Here is a 24712-nt window from a genome sequence, read left to right on the forward strand (position 1 = left end):
ATACATTTAAAAATTATGAGCGCAATATCTTATTACACCGCAGAAGGATTAAAGAAATTAAGAGAAGAATTAGATCACTTAAAAAGTGTGATGCGTCCAAAGGCTTCTGCAGATATAGCCGAAGCAAGAGACAAAGGCGATTTGTCTGAAAATGCAGAATACGATGCAGCTAAAGAGGCACAAGGAATGTTAGAGATGCGAATTGCTAAGCTTGAAGAAATTCATGCTAATGCACGATTGATTGATGAGACGCATCTAGATGTTTCTAAAGTATTGGTCTTGTCTAATGTAAAGATTAAAAACCAATCCAATGGTATGGAGTTAACCTACCGATTAGTGGCTGAGAGTGAAGCCGATTTGAAGACAGGGAAAATATCAGTGACTTCACCAATAGGGAAAGGATTATTAGGAAAGTCAGTAGGCGAAGTTGCCGAAATTACGGTACCTAATGGCGTTTTGAAATTTGAAATTTTGGAAATTTCAAGGGACTAATTTTATTCATTAATTAAACAAACCTGTAATGAGTTCGATATTCACTAAAATTGTAAAAGGCGAAATTCCATGCTATAAAATTGCTGAAGATGAAAATTATTTGGCATTTTTAGATGTGAACCCAAATGCAAAAGGACATACACTTTGTATTCCAAAGTATGAAGTGGATAAGATTTTTGATATGGATGAAGCGCATTATTTAGGATTGATGCATTTCTCTAGGAAGATAGCAATAGCCTTAGAAAAAACAGTGTCTTGCAAAAGAGTAGGAATGGCTGTGGTAGGGCTTGAAGTTCCTCATGCACATGTGCATTTGATTCCGCTTAATGAAATGGACGAAATGCGATTTCATAATAAAGTAACGCTGTCGAAAGAGGAATTTGAAAGCTTGGCACAAAGCATACAATTGAATTTATAAGCAACATATATTATCCATAAAAAAAAACACGATCTTCGTGTTTTTTTTATGAAAAATTTTAAATTAAATGAGAACTATTTTTTTGTTACTGAGCTTATTATTGTCGCTTTCTAGCTTTTCTCAAACGAAGAGTAATTTTGCGACAGTTGATAATAGAATGGATAAAATGCCAGTTGAAAATAGTACTTCGGCAACTGCTTTAGCAAGTTTTATTTCATCCAATTTCACAACAGAGTCGGAAAAAATCCGCGCATTATTTTACTGGACTGTTTCTAATATTAGTTATGATGTACCGAAAATGCTGGCGCCAAATCTTAATGAAAGCACTCAGGATAAAATTGATAATACCTTAAAAACTAAAAAAGGGGTGTGCATGCATTATGCTGAAGTTTTCAATGCAGTTTCTAATAAGTTGGGGATTAAATGTTATGTCATTGAAGGCTTTACGAAACAGAATGGAAAAGTTGCTAACGTTTCTCATGCCTGGTGTGCTGCTAAAATAGATAATAAATGGTTTCTATTTGATCCTACTTGGGGAGCAGGGTACGTAAATAATGGGAAGTTTTTCAAAAAAATAAACAATAGTTATTTTATGGTTAATCCTAGCGAACTCATTGCGACGCATATGCCCTTTGATTATATGTGGCAATTTCTAAATTATCCTTTTACAAATAGAGAGTTTTTAGAAGCTAAAAAGCCATCGACTGTTGGAAAAGCAAAATATGATTTTGATGGAGAAATAAAAAGATACGATTCACTGTCAGATAATGACAAAGCATTCGAATCATCGGAAAGGATTGAGAAAAATGGACTGGTCAATGCTTTAGTCATTGAACAATACAAATACAAAAAAGAAGCATTTAGGGTCTATACTCAAAATAAAAACATTGAGAAATTAAATGCATTGTACAGTAGTTTTAATGAAAATATCTTTTTCCTTAATGATTTTATTATTTACCGCTTTAAAAAATTTAAACCCACTCAGTCTGATGAAGAAATGAAAAAATGGATTCAGAATGTTAAGAGTAAATTCAAACAATGTGAGACTGATGTTTACAATATCGGAATCGTAGGGACTGAAAATACTGGGAGTTTATCTAATTTAAAAAAAGCTATAGCTACGGCACTAATGCAGACAGAGGAACAAGAGCAATTTTTGACAGAGTACTTGAGTAAAAATTCTTTAGGTAGGAAATTAATGCTAAGCAATTTAAAAATTAGAAATTAATTATTTCACTTTATAGGAAATCTGCATAGTTGTTCCTCGACCAACCTCTGAAGTAAGAACTTTTATCGTTCCTTTATGGTATTCCTCTACAATTCTTTTAGTTAAAGAAAGTCCTAGGCCCCAACCCCTTTTTTTAGTAGTGTAACCGGGTTCAAATACTGATTTGAATTGATTCTTTTGTATGCCATTTCCGCTATCAGTTACATTAATTTTTACAGTGTGGTTGTCTTGATGAATGTCTAAAGATAGCTGTCCTCTACCTTTCATTGCGTCAATAGCATTTTTTACTAGATTCTCAATGGTCCAGCTATGAAGTGTTGGGTTGAGCATTACATAGATAGGTTTATCAGGACCTTTAAAACTGAAAACCACCTGTTTTGAAAAACGAGATTGTAGGTAATTGTAGGATTCTAAAGTTTCTGTAATGATGTCTCTTTTTTCTAAGACTGGTTCTGATCCTATTTTAGAAAAACGATCCGTGATGGTTTGTAGTCGCTCGATATCTTTTTCAATTTCAGCAATCATCGACTCTTCAATATTCTCGGTTTTTAGAATTTCGACCCAACCAATTAATGATGACAGTGGAGTTCCTATTTGATGCGCTGTTTCTTTGGCCATTCCAGCCCAAAGTTTGTTTTGAGTAGCTGTCTTAGTGCTTCGATAAAAATAATAAATCAGCGCAATAAACAGCACCATGATCAGCAACAGTGCGATGGGATAGTATTTGAGTTTATTTAAAAGTGCCGAATTACCGTAGTACAGTTTTTGGAATTTACCTGGGACATATTCGATAACAATGGGGATATTCTCGCTTTTTAAATCAAATAGGAAATGTGAAGCCCGTATGCTGTCCTTAACAATTTCTTCCTTGATGTTTACCGTATTGATAATGCTATCATTTTCGGTGAGAATTATAGGAATGGAGGTATTGTTGCTAAATATTTGTAAAGGTAATTCTACGTCACTATTCTCATCGGCATTAATTAATGATTTTTGTGCTTTTGCCCAAAGATTCATTTTTAAGCGCTCTTCGTTTTTAAAAATTTGAAAAAAGGTATAGGTGTTCCAAAGTATCAATGCAATGATAAAAAAGGAAGTAAAGATTATCAGCCATCGGCTTGTGTTTCGTCTTTCAGAAAACTGCATAAATGAGATTTTGAGGTATAAATATAACGAAATTTCCGTCGTATTATTTTAGTTATTATTACAAAGCTATAAATTAGAGGTATATATGGTTTATAATTATTAAATCGTTCCGGAGTCTTTCTATACTTAATCCATTTCCTTACTTTTGTGTAGAAAGAAGTTTTAATTGAGTATAAATAAATAGATATGATTAGCATAGATCCTAAGAAAATAGAGACAGCAAAGTTGCAAGGGTATTTACAAGGTTCTGTAGGGCCTAGACCTATTGCTTTTGCCAGTACAGTTGACAAGGATGGAAATCCTAACTTATCTCCTTTTAGTTTCTTTAATGTGTTTAGTGCTAATCCTCCCATTCTTGTTTTTTCTCCAGCGAGGCGTGTGCGAGATAATTCTATAAAACACACACTAATCAATTGTGAAGCAACTAAAGAAGTAGTTGTTAATGTGGTGAATTATGATTTAGTTCAACAAACTTCTCTTGCGAGTACGGAGTATGCAGATGGTGTTGATGAGTTCATCAAAGCCGGTTTAACTGCTGTCCCTTCTGATTTGGTCAAGCCGTTTAGAGTTAAAGAATCTCCAGTGCAATTTGAATGTAAGGTTACTCAGATTATTGCTTTGGGTAGTGAAGGTGGCGCGGGTAATTTAATCTTATGCGAAGTAATCAAAATACATATAGATGAAGCTGTTTTAGATGAAAATGGCGCCATTGACCAGTTTAAAATTGATCTAGTGAGTAGATTAGGAGGAAACTGGTATTCTCGATCCAATCAAGGATTGTTTGAGGTGGCCAAGCCATTAACAACACTTGGTATTGGTGTGGATGCCATACCAGCTCATATTAAAGACAGTGTCGTTTTTGATGGAAACGATTTAGGTAAATTAGGCAACATTGAAGCCTTGCCTACCACAGAAGAAGTTAGTATCTTTGTAAAAGATAACTTTTCTATCAAAGGCATTTTGAGCGCCGATGATAAAGAAAAAGTACATTTAGAGGCTAAAAAATACTTAAATGATAATGATGTTCTTTCGGCATGGAAAGTACTTTTAGCAAAAAAATAATCGTAAATAACAATTAAAATAACGAAGATGGAAGTTACAGGAAAAATTAAAGTTGTTAACCCAGAGCAACAAGTTAGTGCATCATTCAAAAAAAGAGAGCTTGTTGTAACTACAGAAGAGCAATATCCTCAACATATTATGATTGAGTTTACACAGGATAAATGTGATTTATTAAACAACTATAGTGTTGGAGAGCCTGTTAAAGTTTCAATCAACTTAAGAGGTAGAGAATGGGTTAATCCACAAGGAGAAACCAGATATTTTAATAGTATCCAAGGATGGAGAATTGAAAAATTAGTGGCTGATGCTCCTACAGCTTCTGCTCCTATGCCTGCAGCACAAGCATTTGCTCCAGCGACAAATTTAAATGAAGATGAGCCAGACGATCTTCCTTTTTAATTAAAGATAAAAAATAAAAAAGCCTTGAAATTTCAAGGCTTTTTTTATGACTAAAAATCAGGTCTTATAATTGCCCCCATTCCTATTTGATTATTTAGTTGTGGGTAGATTAAAGCAGAAAGTTTTTTCTTTTTTGATAGTCGAAAGGACTGCATTGGGCTAATGTGAGAGAAGAGAATACCTGATGCTAGACCTATTCCTGCTCCTGTGATTACATCTGACGCATAATGTTTATTATTCGCTACTCTAAAAGCCGCAGTAACTCCCGCAAAGAGAAAACCACTACTGGCGTACCAAAAATTAGCGTCTTTATATTCATAATACAATAATGAGGCATTGGTAAAAGCAATAGCGGTGTGGCCTGATGGGAAGCTTAAATTATTAGATAAATCTGGTCGATCTCTTTTGGCTATATGTTTAGTGATTTCTACAACTATCAGAGTAGCGGTATTTGCCAGTAGAACGTTTACGGTTTGATTTCTAATATCATTTTTAGGATTGAGACCTAAAAGACTCCCTGTGTATATTTGGCCCATAGGAATCAGCGGAAAAAGATTATCGGCACCTGATCTGAAACTACTGCCAAAAATAGCATTCGATTTAGTTTGGATGTCATTATTAAATTTGGAATTTAATAGTAAGGCGCCAGTGGTAATAAATGCAGCAGGGACAATAAAGGACTTATAACTAAGTTTTTTTGACAGAGCTAAACTATCCGCTTTTTGTCCATACATTTGTGCTATCATAAGCATAAAAACGAGCGAGATAGCTATTTTTTTCATTGTGCTGTTGTATTAAAAATTAGAATAAGCAGTTTTGTACTTGCTTACTTTTATCAAAATTAAGCCTTTATGCTTTACTTATAGATTAGAAAATATGTATTATTTATCTCAAGATTTATTTTTTCCTGATGTTAATTTAACGCATTCATCCGGAATTATTGCTTTGGGTGGTGATTTATCTCCGCAAAGGTTGCAATTAGCTTACAAAAGCGGCATTTTCACTTGGTTTGAAGATGGAGAACCCATTACCTGGTGGTCACCAAATCCAAGAATGGTTTTATTTCTTGACGAATTGATCGTGACTAAAAGCATGCGAAATATCCTCAATAGAAATAGTTTTACAGTTACATTCAATCAAAATTTTAGAGAAGTTATCTCTAATTGTCAGCAAATTAAGCGGGATGGACAAAATGGTACTTGGATCACTAATGACATGATAGAAGCTTATTGTCATCTTCATGAATTGGGTGTGGCTAAATCCGTTGAGGTTTGGCAAGATGGTCAGTTAGTTGGGGGGTTGTATGGCATCGATTTGGGACACGTTTTTTGTGGAGAAAGCATGTTTTCTAAAGTGTCTAATGCTTCTAAAGTTGCTTTCATCACACTTGTAAAACAGCTGGAAAAAGAAAATTATAAACTATTAGACTGCCAAGTTTATAATCCACATCTTGAAAGTTTAGGATGCAGAGAAATTGAAAGATCAGACTTCATGGCTATTCTTAACAAGAAATAAAGGAGTTATTACTGCTTTCTTGTCCAGCAGTCTTCAACATGATCGTTAACCATTCCAGTAGCTTGCATGTGTGCGTATATGACTGTTGACCCTACAAACTTAAAACCTCTTTTTTTTAAGTCCTTGCTAATAGCATCAGACAGTGGAGTGGTTGCGGGAACATCTTTTAAAGATTTTGGATTATTAATAATGGGTTTGCCATTAGTAAATCCCCAAATGTATTTTGAAAAAGAACCAAACTCATCCTGAATTTTTATGAAAGCCTGTGCATTGGTAACTGCTGAGTATACTTTTAGTTTATTGCGAATAATTCCTGCATCTTGCAATAACTCCTGTATTTTGTCATCGCTGTATTGTGCAATTTTTCGATAGTCAAATTGATCAAAAGCTTTGCGGAAATTTTCTCTTTTATTGAGAATGGTAATCCAACTTAATCCAGCTTGAAATGTTTCTAGAATTAAAAATTCAAATAAAGTAGCATCGTCATAAACGGGAGTGCCCCATTCTTGATCGTGGTATTCTTTGTATAAGTCACTGGATAAACACCAGCCACATCTTATCTTTTCTTGCATAATTTTTAATTATTATGAATGTATTTTTCAATTAATGATCGTCCCAAATAGATTAATGGAGTCAAAGCGATAGCGATAATCAATTTTACAAAATAACCTGTAAAAGCGGAGTAAATAAAAACTTCGGTTGTCATTTTACCAGTCATCCAAAAGGCGATTCCCAGTACGATAAAGCTGTCAAATAATTGGGATATAACAGTAGATCCTGTGCTTCTCAACCAAATCATTTTATTTCCTGTCTTGTTTTTAAGAAAATGAAAGATGCTAACGTCTATTAATTGCGAAACAATAAAGGCAGTAATGCTTCCAATGATTATCCACAGACTTTGGCCGAATACTCCGTTAAATTGACTGTCACTCACAAGATGATCGCCATTTACAGCGGGTATTTGCATGGCGAAATATATAATTATAAAAGTATAGGCAATGAGGCCTGCAGTGATCAAGGAAAGTTTCTTCACTCCTTTTTCACCAAAATATTCATTAATCAAATCTGTCGTAACAAAAACGATAGGCCATGGCAGAATGCCAATACTCATTAAATTAGAGCCAACATGGATTAATTTCCCGCCAATCAATTCAGCAACAATTGCATTCGTAATGAATATTCCCGCTAATACAATGTAAACAGTGTCTTTTTTGGTTTTAAACATGAATCAATTTTAAAACTCAAATTTACTGTATTATTTTGATTTTTTACTTTTAATACATTAGTTGTTAAAGTTCGTGTTTAAGCAGGCCTTTCAATTTATTTGCCGTTTTTATTATTTATATTTGAGTCTTACTTTTAGGAGTAAACAACCATATATAATTATCTTTTTATGAAAAAAATTGTTACTATTTTGATTATGACTACTTCCTTACTTACTGCTCAAAAGCAAGACAATCCATTGCTAAAAAAATGGACCGGACCTTACGGGGGTGTACCGGCTTTTACAGAGTACCAAATAACCGATTTTAAACCTGCCTTTGATGTTGCTATTCAGGAACGATTAAAAGAGGTTGACGCTATTGCAAATAATACAAAGGCACCTACTTTTGAAAACACGATTGCTGCAATGGAGCGTTCTGGTAAAGCTTTTAAACGAATTGTTACTGTTTATGGAATCTATTCTTCTAATATTAGTACCCCAGAATTTGAACCTATCGAAAGAGAGATGGGGCCAGTATTAGCGTCATTATCAAGTAAAATATACCAAAATAAAAAATTATTTGAAAGGATTGAGGCGTTGTATAATAGTCCAGACAAATCAAAATTAACAAAAGAGCAGCAACGTTTGATTTGGTTAAACTATACCAATTTCGTTAAAGAAGGAGCTAATTTAGATGCTACTGCAAAAGAAAAAGTGGCTAAGATCAATACAGAACTGGCTACTTATTTTTCTAAGTTTAGTCAAAATTTATTGGCCGAAGAAAATAATCAGTACGTTTCTTTGGTAAATAACGGAGATTTTGATGGACTGCCAGACGGATTGAAAAAAGCGGCTATGGCTCAAGCCAAAGAAAGAAATCTAAATGTTTTGGGTTGTATTGGTAATACAAGATCTTTTGTAGAACCCTTTTTAACTTTTTCTACTAATAGAGATTTGCGTGCTAAGGTTTGGAAAATGTACGTGAGTCGAGGAGACAATGACAATGAGTACGATAATAAGACTACTCTTGTAAATATTTTACAACTCAGAGCTAAGAAGGCTAAATTATTAGGCTTTCCAACATTTGCGCATTGGAATTTAAGTAATAAAATGGCAAAAACGCCTCAGCGTACGATGGATTTAATGATGTCTGTATGGGAGCCAGCTGTTGCGCAAGTGCACAAAGATGTAGCGGCGATGCAAAAAATTGTAGATGCTGAAGGTGGGGGTTTTAAAATTTCACCTTGGGATTACCGCTACTATGCTGAGAAAGTACGTAAAGAAAAATATGACTTAGATCAAAATGTGGTTAAGGAATATTTACAATTAGAAAAATTAAGAGAAGGCATGTTTTGGGTTGCTGGGGAGCTATTTGATTTAGATTTCAAACAAATCTCTAATGTTCCTGTTTATCATCCTGATGTGCGCGTTTGGGAAGTTTCTAATAAAAAGACTGGTAAGATTGTTGGACTTTGGTATTTTGATCCCTATGCTCGTAAAGGAAAACGTTCTGGTGCATGGATGAATGCATATAGAAATCAGGAAAGAATGGACGACGAAGTTTTGACTATTGTATCTAACAACTGTAACTTCATTAAAGGAGCTTCTAAGGAACCTATATTGATTTCGTGGACTGATGCAACAACTTTGTTTCATGAGTTTGGACATGCATTGCACGGACTGTGTTCTAATGTTACTTATCCTACTTTGGCAGGAACAGCAGTGGCTAGAGATTATGTAGAGTTTCCATCCCAAATTTTGGAGCGTTGGTTAGCTACACCTGAAGTTTTAAACAAGTTTGCGTTGCACTACAAAACAAATGAACCTATTCCGATGGTGTTGGTGGATCGTATAGAGAAAGCGTCAACATTTAATGAGGGATTTTCAACAGTGGAGACCATTGCGAGTTCGTTAATTGATATGAAGCTACATCTTGCTGGAGAAACGTTGATAGATCCAACTGTGTTTGAACGTGAGACATTGAAGGAGTTAAATATGCCAGAAGAAATTGTAATGCGTCATAGAATACCACAATTTGGACATATATTTTCTAGCGATGGCTATGCTGCAGGATATTATAGTTATTTGTGGGCTGATGTAATTAGCACAGATGCATTTGAAGCTTTTACCGAGGGAAAAGGACCTTATGATAAAGAAGTGGCTAAGCGTCTTTACGATAGTGTATTTAGCGTTGGTAATACTACAGACCAAGAAGAGGCTTATAGAAGTTTTAGAGGACGTGATCCTAAAACGGATGCTTTAATGAAAGCAAGAGGTTTTGACTCTTATAAAGAAGTTGTTAAATAACAAATACGGATTTAGTATAAAATAAAAAAGAGCGATTTGAATTTCAAATCGCTCTTTTTATATGTTCAAGTGAATTAGGATTAACCTAAAGCAGCTCTTTTAAATCCTGTAACGATAAGATCTTTATCTAAAGATTTTACGTAGTTAGCAACACTTAATTTGTTGTCTTTAATATAATCTTGGTTAACCAAAGTGTTATCTTTAAAGAAACGAGCTAATTTACCTTTAGCGATATTATCTAACATAGCTTCTGGTTTTCCTTCTTGACGAAGTAAGTCTTTAGCGATTTCGATTTCTTTTTCGATAGTTTCAGCATCAACACCTTCTTCGTTTAACGCGATAGGAGACATAGCTGCTGCTTGCATCGCTACGTTTCTTGCAACCTCTTCAGCACCTTCTACATTTGCAGATAAAGCAACTAAAGTAGCAATTTTGTTACCAGAGTGGATGTAAGATCCTACGAATGCACCTTCTAATTTCTCAAAAGTTCTAATTTCTAATTTTTCACCGATAACTCCAGTTTGCTCGATTAATTTATCAGCAATAGTAATTCCGTTGAAATCAGATGCTAAAAATGCTTCTTTAGAATCGTAGTTCAATGCTTGGTTAGCCATTTCAGTAGCCATTTTCACAAAGCTTTCGTTCATTCCTACAAAGTCAGTTTCACAGTTTAAAGTGATTACTACACCAGCGGTTTTGTCAGCATTTACAACAGCAATTGCAGCACCTTCTGTAGATTCTCTATCAGAACGATTTGCAGCTACTTTTTGTCCTTTTTTACGTAAGTTTTCAATTGCTAAATCGAAATCTCCTTCTGCTTCAACTAATGCTTTTTTGCAGTCCATCATTCCTGCACCAGTAGCTGTTCTTAATTTATTTACGTCTGCAGCTGTTATTGTTGCCATGTTTTTTTTATTTAAAGATTAAAAGATTGAAGAATTTAAAGATTAAAAATAATGTTAAAATTAAATCAACACTTTAAGTAATCTTTAAATCTTTCAATCTTCAAATTTATTTTTATTATTCTTCAGTTGCTGGTGCAGCTGGTTCAGCAGCAGGAGCCGCTTTTTCAGTTGCAGCAGGAGCTACTTTCTCAGCAGCAGGAGCTGCTTTTTCAGTTGCTTCAGCTTCTTTGTCAGATCCTCTATCAGAAAGTCCTTCAGTGATTGCAGCTGTAACTAAAGTTAAAATTTTGTCGATTGATTTAGAAGCATCATCATTTGATGGAATAACATACTCTACTTCACGTGGATCAGAGTTAGTATCAACCATTGCAAAAACTGGAATGTTTAATTTTTGAGCTTCTTTTATTGCGATGTGTTCAGCTTTGATGTCTACTACAAATAATGCAGCTGGTAATCTTGACATATCAGAAATTGAACCTAAATTTTTCTCTAATTTAGCACGAAGACGATCAACTTGTAAACGCTCTTTCTTTGAAAGTGTCATGAAAGTACCATCTTTCTTCATTTTATCAATAGTAGCCATTTTTTTAACAGCTTTACGGATAGTTACGAAGTTAGTTAGCATTCCACCAGGCCATCTTTCAGTGATGTAAGGCATGTTTGCAGCTTTTGCTTTTTCAGCAACGATGTCTTTTGCTTGTTTTTTGGTAGCAACAAATAATATTTTTCTACCTGATGCAGCGATTTTTTTCAAAGCTTCATTAGCCTCTTCAATTTTTGCTGCAGTTTTATATAGATTGATAATGTGTATACCATTACGTTCCATATAAATGTACGGAGCCATGTTTGGATCCCATTTTCTAGTCATGTGTCCAAAGTGAACACCTGCTTCTAGTAATTCTTTTACTTCTACTTTGTTTGACATTTTTTGTACTAGTTTACGTTCTGTTGATTAGCAATGTATGAATGGCGATTGCTCGGCTAAATACATTTAGATGCTAAACTAATTCCTACCTCAGTAGGCAACAACAACATTGTTTTAAATTCAATAATAAATTCAATAAGTCTTGAATAAAGGTATTCAAGACAGGCAATATTAACGTTTCGAGAATTGAAATTTCTTACGAGCTTTCTTCTGACCGAATTTCTTACGTTCAACCATTCTTGGATCTCTTGTCAATAAACCTTCTGGTTTCAAAACTAATCTGTTTTCAGCGTTTACTTCGCACATTGCGCGAGCTAATGCCATTCTTACAGCTTCTGCTTGACCAGTTGAACCACCTCCATAAACGTTTACTTTTACGTCAAAGTTAGTAGCATTTTCTGTCATAGACATAGGTTGCATAACTTTGTACTGTAAAGTAGCTGTTGGGAAGTAAGTTGCGAATTCTTTTTTGTTTACAGTGATTACTCCTGTTCCTTCCGAAACATAAACACGTGCAACAGCGGTTTTTCTTCTACCGATTTTGTGAATAACTCCCATTACTTAAGATCGTTAAGGTTAACTGTTCTCGGCTTTTGTGCACCTTGTTTGTGCTCAGAACCAACAACAACATTTAAATTTCTGAAAAGTTCAGCACCAATTTTGTTTTTTGGTAACATTCCTTTTACCGCTTTTTCTACTAATAATGCAGGGTTTTTCGATTGCAATACTTTAGCAGTTAAAGTTCTTTGTCCTCCTGGGTAACCTGTGTGACGCATGTAAATCTTTTCGTCCATTTTGTTACCTGTAAGGTTAATTTTTTCTGAGTTGATAACAATTACGTTATCTCCACAGTCAACGTGCGGTGTGTAACTTGGCTTGTACTTACCTCTTAAAATCATAGCGACTTTTGAAGCAAGACGTCCTAAGTTATGACCTTCAGCATCTACAACGATCCACTCTTTTGTAACAGTGGCTTTGCTTGCTGATTGTGTCTTGTAGCTTAATGCGTCCATAATAATTTTTTAATTAAACATTCCATCCCCATTAAAGGGGATGCAAAAGTACAATTAATTATTTTAAATACAAATACCTGAAAAGAATATTTTATTTGTGTTTTTGCCCTGATTATCAATCGTATATTTAAGAATGTCTTTATTGTATCTTATTTATAATTTAAGACTAGGGAGACTTTCAATTTTTGGCTTACTTTTGTTATCAAAAATAAAATTTTTATCTTGCAATCTTGCTACGTAATTTATGAAGTAAAAAACAGTTATTTTTGATACTTAAAACAGACTTTTAGTTTATGAATTAAATCTCTTGTATCCACTCCGTTTCCAATACAGTTAATAAATATAATAATTATGAAAGTTAAAGCAACTCTTAAGCAAATTGCCAAAGAACTTAATGTATCTGTTTCTACTGTTTCTAAAGCACTTAATGATAGCCCTGAAATAAGCGATCAAACCAAAGTTAAGATTAAGGAATATGCTAAACTTAAAAATTACAAACCTAATGTCATTGGTTTGAATTTAAAAAACAGGAAAACAAAAACCATTGGAGTAATCATTCCTAATATTTTGAATTCTTTTTTTGCCAAAGTATTTAGTGGTATTGAAAAAGTAGCTGATGAAAATGGCTATAATGTTATAACCTGTATATCAAACGAATCTATAGTAAAAGAAATTAATACTTTAGAAATGTTAAGCAATGGAACTATTGATGGTTTCATATTATCTGTTTCTGAAGAGGCGCAAAAACTTCAAGATTATTCCCACTTCAAAGAAATTATTAATGACGGTACTCCTATAGTCATGTTTGATCGTATCGCTGAAGAGGTAGAATGTGATAAAGTTATTGTAGATGATTATAATTCTGCCTTGCATTCTACACAACGATTAATTGATTTGGGTTGTAAAAACATTGCTTTACTTTCCTCTGTAGATAATTTAAGTGTCGGAAAACTTAGAGCTGATGGATACTTACAAGCATTAAAAGATAATAATATCTCCGTTAACGAAAATATAATTCTTCGTACCGATTCAGAAGATGATTTGAAAAGTAAAATTGAAGCTATTTTTGATAACAATATTATTGATGGAGTTTTTGCTTTAGATGAAAATGATTCAGTAGCTGCTTTAAAAATTGGTTTAAAGAAAGGGTATAAGATTCCAGAGGAACTTTCGATCATTGGTTTTGCTGATGGAATTTTAGCCTCAAGAAGGTTGACGCCAAGTTTAACCACCATTAGTCAACATGGAGTAGAAATAGGTGAGGTGGCTGCAAAATTATTAATTGATAGATTAGAATCTAAGGAAGAAAATATTCCTTATGAAACCGTGGTTATTAAAACGAAACTTAAGGAAAGAGAGTCTTCTAGAAAAGGCTAATCATTATAATACTAGAAAATAAAAAAATCCATTTGTGTATAACAAATGGATTTTTTTTATGTCTTTTTATCTGTAAAAATGGTTTGATTAATGTGCTTCTAACCAGTCCTTACCTATTCCTAGATCCACAATCAAGGGAACATCAAGTTTAAAAGCGTTTTCCATCTCTTCTTTGATCATTGGTTGGATTTTTTCTAGTTCTGAATTATGAACATCAAAAACAAGTTCATCATGTACCTGCAGTAGCATCTTGCTTTTCCAATTTTCTGCAATAAGTTTGTTGTGAATGTTGATCATTGCAATTTTAATAATGTCAGCAGCGCTTCCTTGTATTGGTGCATTTACTGCATTTCGTTCTGCACCACCACGAACAATGGCGTTTTGCGAATTAATGTCTTTTAAATATCGACGTCGTCCCAGTACTGTTTGAACATAGCCGTTTTCTCGAGCAAATTCAACCTGTTCTTGAATATAAGTTTTTAATCTGGGATAGGTTTTGTAATACGCTTCAATTAGAGCAGCACTTTCTGATCGAGAAAGGTTTGTTTGATTGCTTAAACCAAATGCAGATACTCCGTATATAATTCCGAAGTTTACTGTTTTTGCATGACTACGTTGTTCTCTTGTGACTTCTTCTAAGGGTACATCAAACACTTTTGATGCAGTCGATTTGTGAATGTCTTCATTATTTTTAAAAGCCTTAATCATGTTTTCCTCACCACTCAATGCCGCAATCACGCGAAGTTCAATTTGAGAATAATCCGCAGAAATTAAGGTGTAATTGTCATCACGAGCCACAAATGCTTTTCTAATTTGTCTTCCTCTTTCGGTACGAATAGGAATGTTTTGCAAGTTGGGATTATTCGAACTTAATCTTCCTGTTGCAGCAACAGTTTGCATATAGTCAGTATGAACTCTTAGTGTTTTTGGGTCAACCTGATTAGGTAAAGCATCAACGTAAGTGTTTTTTAATTTGACTAATTGTCGCCAATCTAGTATGTCTTTAACTATTTGATGTTCGTTTGCAAGGTAGCTCAAAACTTCTTCACCCGTTGCATATTGTCCTGTTTTAGTTTTCTTTTGTTTTGCTCCGCCAATTTTTAACTTGTCAAATAAGATGTCACCGAGTTGTTTTGGTGAGGCTAAATTAAATTGCTCTCCTGCGACTTCATAAATAGTAGTTTCCAGCTTTTTGATATCATTGTCTAAATCATGAGAAAGCGATTTTAAAAAGTCAGTATCTAAGCGAATACCTTCTTTTTCCATGTCAGCTAATACCTTTACTAGTGGTATTTCAATATCTTCAAATAGTTTTTTAGTTGCTGTTTTTTCTAATTCTACAGCAAATAACTCTTTTAATTGGAAGGTTACATCAGCATCTTCAGCAGCATATTCTTTTATTTCTTCTAAAGGAACGTCACGCATTGATTTTTGATTTTTACCTTTTTTACCAATGAGTGTTTCAATAGATTTGGGTGAATACTTTAAATAAGTTTCTGATAAAATATCCATATTGTGGCGCATATCTGGATTGATCAGATAATGAGCGATCATTGTATCAAACAATTTTCCTTCGACATTGATATTGTAATTCGAAAGAATCTTTAAATCATATTTTAAATTTTGCCCAATCTTTTCGATTTCTTTATTTTCGAAAAAAGGAGTAAATTTTTCAGCTAATGCTTTCGCTTCTTCTTGATTTTCTGGGAAAGGAACGTAAAAACCTTTTCCTTTTTCGTAAGAAAATGATATGCCTACTAATTCAGCATGTAAAGCATCTAAACCAGTAGTTTCAGTATCAAAACAGACAGAAGACTGTTTTTGTAAATTTTGTAATAGTAATTTAATGCCAAGTTCCCCCTGAACGATCTGGTAAGAATGGGGTGTGTTTTCTAAAGTGCTGTAAAACTGGTGATGTGCATCTGTCGTAGCATCACCTGGAATTGCACTAGCAAAAAGATCAAATTGTTCTTCGTTTTTTGCCTGAGGCTTTTTGTATAATTTTGTGTCATCTGCTGTGCTGTTAGATGACGCCGTACTATCTTTTTTGAAAATGGCATCAAATTGTTCTGCCATTCTTCTAAACTCTAACTCATTAAATAATGCATCTGTTTTTTCGACATCTGGCGTTGATAATTCATAATCAGTTTCGTCAAAAATTACAGGGCAGTCTAATAGTATCGTGGCTAATGTTTTAGATAAAAGTCCTTTATCCTTATTCGCTTCGATGTTTTCTTTCATTTTTCCTTTTAGCTTGTCAGTATTGGCTAAAAGGTTTTCCATGGTCCCATACTCTTTTAAGAATTTCTTAGCAGTTACTTCTCCCACACCTGGTAAACCTGGGATATTGTCAGCTGCATCACCCATCATTCCAAGAAAATCAATTACTTGCTCAGGTCTTTCTACTTGGAATTTTTCAAGAACTTCAGGAATTCCCCAAATTTCTATACCATTGCCCATTCGAGCTGGTTTGTACATGAAAATATTTTCTGATACTAATTGTGCAAAATCTTTATCAGGGGTAACCATGAAAACTTTGTAATTCTCTTTTTCGGCTTGTTTAGCAATTGTGCCAATTAAATCATCTGCTTCATAACCCTTTACCTCAATAATAGGAATGTGCATCGCGCGCAAAAGATCTTGTATATAAGGAATGGCGATTTTAATAGCTTCAGGTGTTGCGTCACGATGCGCTTTATACTCTGGAAATATTTCGTTTCTCAAATTACTTCCTCCATTATCAAAAGCCACAGCTAAATGATCTGGTTTCTCCCTTTTTATGACATCCATTAAAGAATTCATGAAACCCATTATTGCAGAGGTGTCCATTCCTTTGGAGTTTATTCTGGGATTTTTTATAAAAGCATAATAACCACGAAAGATTAATGCATAAGCGTCGAGAAGGAAAAGGCGTTTTTGTTGAGACATGATTGTGATTTTGTAAAGAATTCAAAAGTACAAAACTTAGAAGATATTGTAGTAGTAGATGAACACATTTGTAGCGCGGGCTTTAATATACGCTATCATTCATTCAAATAGATTGATGAAAGCCTATTTGATTTGTCCATTTATTTTAATAAATTTAGAAATCAAATAGCAAGAAATCCTTTTAAAAATGTAATAGATAGATTATAAATTTATTTAATTAGTGCGAAACAATTAAATTAATGTGTTTTTAATCGATAAAAAATGTATTTAATCGATTATCTAATTATATTTGGTAGACCATTGCGAAACTGCTTTGTGTTTAATTATTTAATTTAAAACCTCGTACCATGAAAAAAATTACATTTTATAAAAAAGTACATAGCTTCTTTTTTTTCTTTTTCATGTTTATTGCTTTCGGACTTCATGCTCAGGTAGGAGTGGGTACAACCTCACCTGATCCAAGCTCTGTATTAGATGTGTCTTCTACAACTCAAGGGATGTTGATACCAAGAATGACTACCGCGCAACGTAATGCCATCCCGAGTCCCGCTAATGGACTAATGGTTTTTGATACTGACTTAAATTCTATTATTTATTACCTCTCGACCACTTCTTCCTGGTCTACCATTAATAATGCAGCAAATGACAGGTTAAAATTTAAACGAATCAAATCAACCGATGTTTTGTCAACTGTGCTTGCAGCTGAAAAGACGGCTGGAGGAAATACGAGGTACTTATTGGATTCTCAAACTTTATATGAGATCAACGGAACGGTAAATGTAGATTTGCCTATTGAGTTGAATAATGCCTATGTAATAGGTTTAGATTCAAGTGATGATAAGCTGATTAAATCAACTGGTGACTTATTTGTAGGAGCTACAGGGGGATCAATTAGAGTCTTAACATTATCAGCATCATCTGGAAATGTTTTTAATCTAACAGGAACGGGGTCAATAGGAGCGGGTACGCAATCTCAAAGTTTCATTTTAAGAGATGGTATTATCTCAAACTCGTCTAACGTGGGAAAAATTGAGAATTTTGGGCTAGTATTTGTGAGTATTGTGCAGTATGTGTCCAATGTAAATGGAGTTGTATATAAGGATATTAATAAACTTTTGGTTAACAATGCGGGTTGGTTTGGCAATAACTCAGGGACCTATGAATCTTTGCAAGGAACTTTTGGTTTAGTGGGGAAAATTGGTGGATTCAGTGAAGTAGTTGGTAATAGTATTGGGTTTAGTGTGGGAGCAAATCCCGTAATTAATAATGATGCTGTTTTAAGAGAAGTAGTATTCACTGGTGCGGTAACTTCTGGAAAATATATTAATGGATATACAACTGGCAGTTATCCAGGTTTTAGTTTTAATAACAAATGGGCTGTCAATTGCCCAGGTATTCCTATAGAAAGTGATCAAGCGGCAACTGGAGATGTTAATTTTGATTATCCTGTTGGGTCGGGAGCTTCAACTACTTTCTCAGGTACGGGAGCTAAGTCAAAGTTAGGAGGCAATACGACAAGTAATAATCTTTTTAGATTTACAACAGATTCTCAAAATAATCGTTTGAAATACATGGGTGGGAAAAAAAGATTTTTCACTGTAAAAGGTGCGCTTTCTTTTCAATCAACTGCAAATACGACGGTATATATCATTTATGTAGCTAAGAATGGTACAATTGTAAATCAATCAAAAGTATATATAAGTTCTAATTCCTCAAGCGACATTGTAGCAATACCTTTAGTTTCAACAGTGGAATTAGCGCCAAATGATTATATAGAAGTTTGGGCAGAGCGTTTCTCAGGGACAGGAAATATGTTGACGGTTTCACTTAATTTATCCGTAGACTAGGCTAATTCTTTTAAATAATAGGGTTTGTTTCTGTTCTAATTAGCAGCATTCCTCTTTAATACAATCTCAATAAGTCAGTATTTTTATGCTGACTTTTTCTGTTAAATTAGTATGATAGGATAAAGAGGTGTAATTTTAGTTAAATATTGATTAATATCAAGCCGTACTGATTTCTTAATTTGTTATTTTGTCAAAAAATATTTTATAATGGTTTTTCGAATACTGTTGCTTAGTCTATTTCTAATCATAATTGAACTTTATGCTTTCCAAGCATTAAAGACTTTAGTGAAATTAAAATGGGTTTTGCTTTCATACCAAGTAGTCAGTGCGCTTGTTTTGGTTTTTATAGTGTACTCTTTTACCCAGTTTGATCGTTCTGTAGGACAAACACAGCAAACTATGTTTACCATGGGGTTGCTATTAATTGTATATGTGCCCAAAATGATTCTTACCTTATTATTGTTAGGAGAAGATATCTTTAGGGTGGGTGCTGGATCAGCAAGGTACCTAGTAGATAGCAGTAATGCGGAATTCCTTGGAGCAAGGCGTAAATTTGTTAGTCAAATAGGTTTAGGATTAGCAGCTATTCCCTTTATGTCTTTAATTTATGGGATTACCGTGGGTAAGTACAATTATAAAGTGATTAAGCAACGCATCTTTTTTCCGGATTTACCAGATGCTTTTGATGGATTTAAAATCACTCAAATCTCAGATGTTCACAGTGGCAGTTTTGATAACCCAGAAAAAATTGAATATGCAATTGATTTAGTCAACGAGCAGGATTCTGACATGATTTTATTTACCGGCGATATTGTAAATACAGATGCAAAAGAAATGCTGCCCTGGATAGATACGTTTAATAAGATTAAAAAGCATAAATATGGTAAATTTTCAGTTCTGGGAAATCATGATTATGGCGAATATGTCACCTGGCCTACTGAAAAAGATAAAGAAAATAATTTCCAAGCCATTAAGAATTTATACGGTCAAATTGATTTTAAGTTACTGCTCAATGAACATACCTATATTGAAAAAGGTAGTGATAAAATTGCCTTAATTGGAGTCGAGAATTGGGGACACAATTTTAAGAAAGCAGGTGATATCAATAAAGCTTCTCATCTGGTTGATCAAAAGGATTTTAAAATATTAATGAGTCACGATCCAAGTCATTGGGATTATGAAATTAAAAACCACGAAAAGAACTTTCACTTAACCTTGTCGGGACATACTCATGGTATGCAATTTGGGATTGAAATTCCGGGTTATTTTAAATGGAGTTTAGCTCAATATGTATATGCACAGTGGGCAGGATTGTATGAAAACTTAGGAAGATATGTTTATGTAAACAGAGGCTTTGGTTTTCATGCGTACCCGGGTAGAGTAGGGATAATGCCTGAAATTACTGTCATCGAGCTAAAAAAAGGGAAGAACGTGGCTTAATTCGTTAAAAATGCTACATTTGTAAATTAATATCTATTTTTTTAGTAGATTTAAATATTAAATTTTTGGTTTTATGTCAAAATTCGGAGAACTTATAAGTACACAAGTACCTGTGCTAATTGATTTTTACACAGATTGGAATGAATCTTCCATTTCAATGCATCCTGTTATTAGAGATGTAGCTGCAGCCCTTGGTGACAAGGCTAAGGTTATTAAGATTGATGTGGATAAAAACCAAGAACTTGCTGATGCACTAAGAATCAAAGGACTTCCTACTTTAATGATTTATAAAGCAGGACAAATGATTTGGAGGCAATCAGGAGAACTTGATGCAAATACTATAATTAGCTTAGTTCAAGAGCAGCTATAACAGCATTTTATAGCTCTTGCTGCTAACGTAGCGTTTCGTAAGTAAAATGGTTTTGGTCGAGATAGGCTAAAACTTTCGGCAAGGTGTATTTTAAGTTTTTAAATGCTTTTGCACTGTCGTGAAACACAATTATACTTCCTGCTTCAATATTTGAAAGCACATTTTTTAAGCATTTCTCTTTTGAGATTGACTGGTCAAAGTCAGCACTCAACACATCCCACATAATAATTTTATAGCCTAGTTTTTCCAATTCCTTAGCCTGGGATGATTTTATTTTGCCATAAGGTGGCCTAAAATAAGATGTTTTAGAATAGTTAGTTGTACTGTTTATATACTTTTCGATTACCTCTTGACATAGTTCAATATTTTGTAGATAATCCGTGGTTGTTGTTTTCCACCCGTTCAGATGATTGTAGGTGTGATTTCCTATGGCATGACCTCCCTTAACTATATTGTCAAAAATATAAGGATGTGCTTCAATGTTTTTTCCAATACAAAAAAAGGTAGCCTTAGCATTATGTTTCTCTAACTCCGTCAAAACCCAATCAGTTATTTGAGGAATGGGGCCATCATCAAATGTTAAGTATATTTGGTTGGTTTGGCTGGGTATATCCCAGATATAATTAGGAAATATCCATTTGATAAGTCGATTTGTTTTTATCCAGTAAAAGCTCATATGTTACACTGTAAAAAAAAATTTAAAGTTAAAAAAAATGTAGCGAAATCATAAGAGATAACGCTACATTTTAATAAAGTTAAATAGGATTATATTTTATTCTCTTTCCCTTCCAAAACGCTTGAACATTTCGATGTACGTATTAAAGACTGTTTTGTTTTTATTGTAGAAATCTAAATCGGCATTTGTTTTCATTACATCAAGTAAGCCTCTGTAGCGCTCTATGTCAGTGATAATATCAATGGCAAGACTACTTTGTTCTGAGGAATCTAAAGTTTTGTAGTAATTTAGATTTTCTTTGTACTTCTGCATTAGTTTATTTAATAAATCTTGTGCTTTTGCTTTTTCACCTACTTTGTAATAACCATCAGCAAATGGCTCAAGTAAAGAGTAGTAATAAAATTTATCGATTGGCATTTTTGTCATCGCTAAATTGATAATTTCTTTGGCCTTAGCTTCTTTATCTTCCTTGATTAATTGCTCCATTAATCGAGCTAAATTTGTCCTGTAAGTAATGCTTTCTCTTCTGGTTTCTGGATCATGATAAATTTTATCGCTATCACTATTTCCCCAATCCCATTTCATAATGTTAGCATACATCTTATCAGTGTCAATTTGCCCCATATCTAACGGACTTCCATTTTTAGGAATAGCTGTCCTTACGGGAACAAGTTTGTAAACTAAACCATCAAGTTGAAGATAATCCTTCATCCATAAGTAATCTTCATTATCAAAGGCTCCACCACTAAAATATATTGGTCGTTTCCAGTTGTTATTGGCAACAATATCAAGCATCATCAAACGGTTTTTATATAGAGCATTTCCTTTGATGTCAATGTCGATATAAGGAACAATAGAGTCATTGTACTTAGGTGATACTACCTTATTCTTTATAATAGTGTTTTTATCTACTGGAATCCTAACCTTATTTGTAGGGTAAAAATGGATTGTTTGTCCATTTTGCATGCCTACAGTCGATTTTGGATTTTTAATGAAAGCTAAGAAGTCTTTAATTTCCCATCTGCTTTCTGTTTTTGGGATATGAACCACATAGTCTAATTTGTCTCCCACATATTCACTGTGTGAAAAGGAGATAGGAAGCGCTTCAGACTCGTATGTTTTAGTTTTCATTTGGTCGATATACCAGTCAGTCATGAACAGACTAGTATTTACAATTTTGACATCGGTTCTTATTTTTTCGATTTCCTGAGCATACCAAAGCGGAAAAGTGTCATTGTCACCAATAGTAAATAAGATGGCGTTAGGATCACAAGATTCTAAATAGGCTTTTGCCATTGCTGTTGCAGTATATTTTCCTGAACGGTCATGGTCATCCCAGTTTTGATACCCCATTAATATAGGAGCAGCAAGTAAACTAGCAGTGATGATTATGGGTCCAGCAATTTTTGGTGCAAGATAATTTTTGGCTGTTTCATAAAGTGCGTACACTCCAAATCCTATCCATATAGCAAACACATAGAAAGAACCTACGAGTGCATAATCTCTTTCTCTAGGCTCAAATGGCCTCTCATTTAAGTATATTTTTAAAGCAATACCAGTGAATAAAAATAAGGATAATAACACATAAAAACTCTTTCTGTCTTTACTAGCGTGATACATTAGTCCTATTAAACCAAGTATAAAAGGCAAGAAGAAGTAAACATTGCGTCCTTTATTATTTAGAACATCTGATGGTAAGTTGTCTTGAGAACCTAGGTGTAGGTTATCTATAAATTTGATTCCGCTAATCCAATTTCCATCTTGATTAGAGTATCTTCCTTGGATATCGTTTTGACGACCAACAAAATTCCACATTAAGTACCTCCAGTACATATATCCAAATTGATATTCAAACATAAAGCTCAAGTTGTCTATAGTTGTAGGCTTCTCAATGATCAAATAATCGCTGTAGCTCTTTAAAAACTTCATATAACCTTCATTGTCAATCTGTTTTTGAGCATACGCTTGTCTAAACTCATTGACAGTTTTTTGAATTTCGTTTTTAAGCTGTGCAATAGCTTTGTTGTAATCTTCTTCAGAAAGTTTGCTAACATCAATTCCGTATTGAGCTAAATCCTGTTCATAAGGGTAGTTAGGGTTCAGTCTAAATTCTGGCGCATTAGTAAAGTTCATATAATTCTCTATATGATCAGCACTCCACATTCTAGGCAAAATAGTTTTTTGACTATCATCACTATTTTGTTCAGCATTTTTAAAGTTATTTACAATAACATACTTTCCTGTTTTATAATCCCTCTCATAGTTAGGTGCCTTGTCTAGATAAGGATTTTCTTTGTCTAAACCAGCAAATGTTTCAGTGTATTGTGGTCCATAGAATAAAGGATTGACTCCGTATTGTTCTCTATTGTAATAGGCAAGAACTTCGGCGGCATCTGAAGGTTTATTTTCGTTAATAACCGTGTTGGCATTGGCTCTAATAGGAAGCATCATCCAGGTTGAAAAACCAATTAAGATAAACAAAATGCACAATAATAAGGTGTTGTACTGAATCATTCCTTTGTTACGAGTATAGCGTAAGCCAAAATAAAAGAAAGCAATCAATACTAAGGTAACAAATATGGTTCCTGAATTAAATGGTAGTCCAAAGCTATTCACCATGAATATTTCTGTTTTACCAAAGAAAGCCATCGTTAACGGAAGTAATAATTTAAAAATAAATAATAGTATAGAAATTACAACAACATTCGCGATGATGAAATTTTTAATGGTTACCGTTTTGTAATTTTTAAAGAAGTATAAAAACCCAATAGCTGGAATAGTCAGCAAGGCCATAAAGTGAACTCCAAAAGAAAGTCCTACTACAAGCGAAATAATCAACAACCATCTATCACCTCTTGCAGTGTTCATTTCTTGCTCCCATCGTAGGCCTAGCCATAATAGTAGAGCAATTAATAATGAAGCCATTGCATAAACTTCAGCTTCAACAGCGTTAAACCAAAAACTGTCAGAATAAGTGAATGCTAATGCCCCTACAAATGAACTTCCTAATATAACAATTTCATTGTTTTTGTTTAGTTCGGAGGTATAAGCGACTAATTTTCTCAGTATCATGGATGAAGACCAGAACAAAAATAAAATGGTAAAAGCACTTGAAAATACGGAGGTCATATTTACCATTAAAGCAATATGCTGATCATCTGATGCAAACATGGCGAAGAAAGCACCAATCATTTGAAATAATGGAGCTCCAGGAGGATGTCCTACCTCAAGTTTAGCAGCTGTAGCGATGTATTCTCCACAATCCCAAAAACTCATTGTGGGTTCGACTGTAAGAGTATAAGTTAGTAATGCGATTCCAAATGTTATCCAGCCTAAAATTGTATTCCATTTATTAAAATTGAATGTCGCCTTATTCATGTATTAAAATTTAGTTATATTTTAAGTTACAAAGAAAATGTTTTTTTATTTAAAGAGATAGGCATTAACAAAAAATTCTATC

Annotated in this window: 22 protein-coding genes; 11 read left to right on the forward strand and 11 right to left on the reverse strand. The window is 33.9% G+C overall.

Annotated features, from left to right (window positions below; translation table 11 throughout):
* The first annotated feature begins 15 nt into the window (after positions 1–15).
* The 3 genes from greA to ACEN2K_RS02800 all read left to right on the forward strand — a co-directional run bounded on the left by greA (position 16) and on the right by ACEN2K_RS02800 (position 2138).
* Positions 16–492 (forward strand): transcription elongation factor GreA, encoded by a 477-nt coding sequence (gene greA, locus ACEN2K_RS02790; protein ID WP_441757785.1) that lies wholly within the window; start codon positions 16–18, stop codon positions 490–492.
* Positions 493–520: 28 nt separating this feature from the next.
* Positions 521–910, forward strand: a complete 390-nt coding sequence (locus ACEN2K_RS02795) for an HIT family protein (RefSeq protein WP_441757786.1) — start codon at positions 521–523, stop codon at positions 908–910.
* A gap of 67 nt (positions 911–977) precedes the next feature.
* Positions 978–2138: a transglutaminase domain-containing protein gene (locus tag ACEN2K_RS02800; protein ID WP_441757787.1), complete on the forward strand. Its 1161-nt coding sequence runs from the start codon at positions 978–980 to the stop codon at positions 2136–2138.
* On the opposite strand, the gene ACEN2K_RS02805 is transcribed toward ACEN2K_RS02800, so the two are convergent.
* Positions 2139–3284, reverse strand: a complete 1146-nt coding sequence (locus tag ACEN2K_RS02805; protein ID WP_441757788.1) for a sensor histidine kinase — start codon at positions 3282–3284, stop codon at positions 2139–2141.
* 186 nt (positions 3285–3470) lie between these two features.
* On the opposite strand from ACEN2K_RS02805, the gene ACEN2K_RS02810 reads away from it, so the two are divergent.
* Together ACEN2K_RS02810 and ACEN2K_RS02815 are read left to right on the forward strand one after the other, a co-directional pair.
* A complete protein-coding gene (locus tag ACEN2K_RS02810; RefSeq protein ID WP_441757789.1) occupies positions 3471–4346 on the forward strand; it encodes a flavin reductase family protein in 876 nt (291 codons plus the stop codon).
* Positions 4347–4373: 27 nt separating this feature from the next.
* A complete protein-coding gene (locus tag ACEN2K_RS02815) occupies positions 4374–4745 on the forward strand; it encodes a DUF3127 domain-containing protein (protein ID WP_441757790.1) in 372 nt (123 codons plus the stop codon).
* A 50-nt stretch (positions 4746–4795) separates the two neighbouring features.
* Here the strand turns inward: ACEN2K_RS02815 and ACEN2K_RS02820 are convergent, their stop codons facing one another.
* Positions 4796–5527: a phosphatase PAP2 family protein gene (locus tag ACEN2K_RS02820; protein WP_441757791.1), complete on the reverse strand. Its 732-nt coding sequence runs from the start codon at positions 5525–5527 to the stop codon at positions 4796–4798.
* A 94-nt stretch (positions 5528–5621) separates the two neighbouring features.
* On the opposite strand from ACEN2K_RS02820, the gene aat reads away from it, so the two are divergent.
* Positions 5622–6260 carry a leucyl/phenylalanyl-tRNA--protein transferase gene (gene aat, locus ACEN2K_RS02825; protein ID WP_441757792.1) on the forward strand — a complete coding sequence of 213 codons (639 nt, stop codon included), beginning with the start codon at positions 5622–5624 and terminating at the stop codon, positions 6258–6260.
* 8 nt (positions 6261–6268) lie between these two features.
* Here the strand turns inward: aat and ACEN2K_RS02830 are convergent, their stop codons facing one another.
* Positions 6269–6832: a DNA-3-methyladenine glycosylase I gene (locus ACEN2K_RS02830; protein WP_441757793.1), complete on the reverse strand. Its 564-nt coding sequence runs from the start codon at positions 6830–6832 to the stop codon at positions 6269–6271.
* Positions 6833–6837: 5 nt separating this feature from the next.
* Positions 6838–7485, reverse strand: coding sequence for a queuosine precursor transporter (locus tag ACEN2K_RS02835; RefSeq protein WP_441757794.1), 648 nt, complete (start codon positions 7483–7485; stop codon positions 6838–6840).
* Positions 7486–7653: 168 nt separating this feature from the next.
* Here ACEN2K_RS02835 and ACEN2K_RS02840 point away from each other — a divergent pair, with 168 nt between their 5' ends.
* Positions 7654–9771 carry a M3 family metallopeptidase gene (locus ACEN2K_RS02840; RefSeq protein ID WP_441757795.1) on the forward strand — a complete coding sequence of 706 codons (2118 nt, stop codon included), beginning with the start codon at positions 7654–7656 and terminating at the stop codon, positions 9769–9771.
* A gap of 80 nt (positions 9772–9851) precedes the next feature.
* Here ACEN2K_RS02840 and tsf read toward each other — a convergent pair whose 3' ends face one another.
* The 4 genes from tsf to rplM all read right to left on the reverse strand — a co-directional run bounded on the left by tsf (position 9852) and on the right by rplM (position 12614).
* On the reverse strand, positions 9852–10676 hold the full coding sequence (tsf, locus tag ACEN2K_RS02845) for a translation elongation factor Ts (protein ID WP_441757796.1): 825 nt from the start codon (positions 10674–10676) through the stop codon (positions 9852–9854).
* 115 nt (positions 10677–10791) lie between these two features.
* Entirely contained in the window at positions 10792–11601 is an 810-nt protein-coding gene (gene rpsB / locus ACEN2K_RS02850) for a 30S ribosomal protein S2 (RefSeq protein WP_441757797.1), read from the reverse strand.
* Between the two features lie 171 nt (positions 11602–11772).
* Positions 11773–12159 carry a 30S ribosomal protein S9 gene (rpsI, locus tag ACEN2K_RS02855; protein ID WP_132108702.1) on the reverse strand — a complete coding sequence of 129 codons (387 nt, stop codon included), beginning with the start codon at positions 12157–12159 and terminating at the stop codon, positions 11773–11775.
* Positions 12159–12614 carry a 50S ribosomal protein L13 gene (rplM, locus tag ACEN2K_RS02860; protein ID WP_367755447.1) on the reverse strand — a complete coding sequence of 152 codons (456 nt, stop codon included), beginning with the start codon at positions 12612–12614 and terminating at the stop codon, positions 12159–12161. Before rplM ends, rpsI begins: the two co-directional genes overlap by 1 nt.
* A gap of 351 nt (positions 12615–12965) precedes the next feature.
* On the opposite strand from rplM, the gene ACEN2K_RS02865 reads away from it, so the two are divergent.
* Positions 12966–13991, forward strand: coding sequence for a LacI family DNA-binding transcriptional regulator (locus ACEN2K_RS02865; RefSeq protein ID WP_441757798.1), 1026 nt, complete (start codon positions 12966–12968; stop codon positions 13989–13991).
* Between the two features lie 87 nt (positions 13992–14078).
* Here the strand turns inward: ACEN2K_RS02865 and polA are convergent, their stop codons facing one another.
* Positions 14079–16919 carry a DNA polymerase I gene (gene polA, locus ACEN2K_RS02870; RefSeq protein WP_441757799.1) on the reverse strand — a complete coding sequence of 947 codons (2841 nt, stop codon included), beginning with the start codon at positions 16917–16919 and terminating at the stop codon, positions 14079–14081.
* A 347-nt stretch (positions 16920–17266) separates the two neighbouring features.
* Between polA and ACEN2K_RS02875 the strand changes: the two genes are divergently transcribed.
* The 3 genes from ACEN2K_RS02875 to ACEN2K_RS02885 all read left to right on the forward strand — a co-directional run bounded on the left by ACEN2K_RS02875 (position 17267) and on the right by ACEN2K_RS02885 (position 20576).
* Entirely contained in the window at positions 17267–18766 is a 1500-nt protein-coding gene (locus ACEN2K_RS02875) for a hypothetical protein (protein WP_441757800.1), read from the forward strand.
* 207 nt (positions 18767–18973) lie between these two features.
* A complete protein-coding gene (locus ACEN2K_RS02880; RefSeq protein ID WP_441757801.1) occupies positions 18974–20206 on the forward strand; it encodes a metallophosphoesterase in 1233 nt (410 codons plus the stop codon).
* 73 nt (positions 20207–20279) lie between these two features.
* On the forward strand, positions 20280–20576 hold the full coding sequence (locus ACEN2K_RS02885) for a thioredoxin family protein (protein WP_441757802.1): 297 nt from the start codon (positions 20280–20282) through the stop codon (positions 20574–20576).
* Positions 20577–20598: 22 nt separating this feature from the next.
* Here the strand turns inward: ACEN2K_RS02885 and ACEN2K_RS02890 are convergent, their stop codons facing one another.
* Positions 20599–21252, reverse strand: coding sequence for a polysaccharide deacetylase family protein (locus ACEN2K_RS02890; protein WP_441757803.1), 654 nt, complete (start codon positions 21250–21252; stop codon positions 20599–20601).
* A 96-nt stretch (positions 21253–21348) separates the two neighbouring features.
* Positions 21349–24630 (reverse strand): glycosyltransferase family 117 protein, encoded by a 3282-nt coding sequence (locus tag ACEN2K_RS02895; protein WP_441757804.1) that lies wholly within the window; start codon positions 24628–24630, stop codon positions 21349–21351.
* Positions 24631–24712: the final 82 nt, after the last annotated feature.

Origin of the sequence: Flavobacterium sp. W21_SRS_FM3 (genome assembly GCF_052113625.1) — a bacterium.
GTDB lineage: Bacteria > Bacteroidota > Bacteroidia > Flavobacteriales > Flavobacteriaceae > Flavobacterium.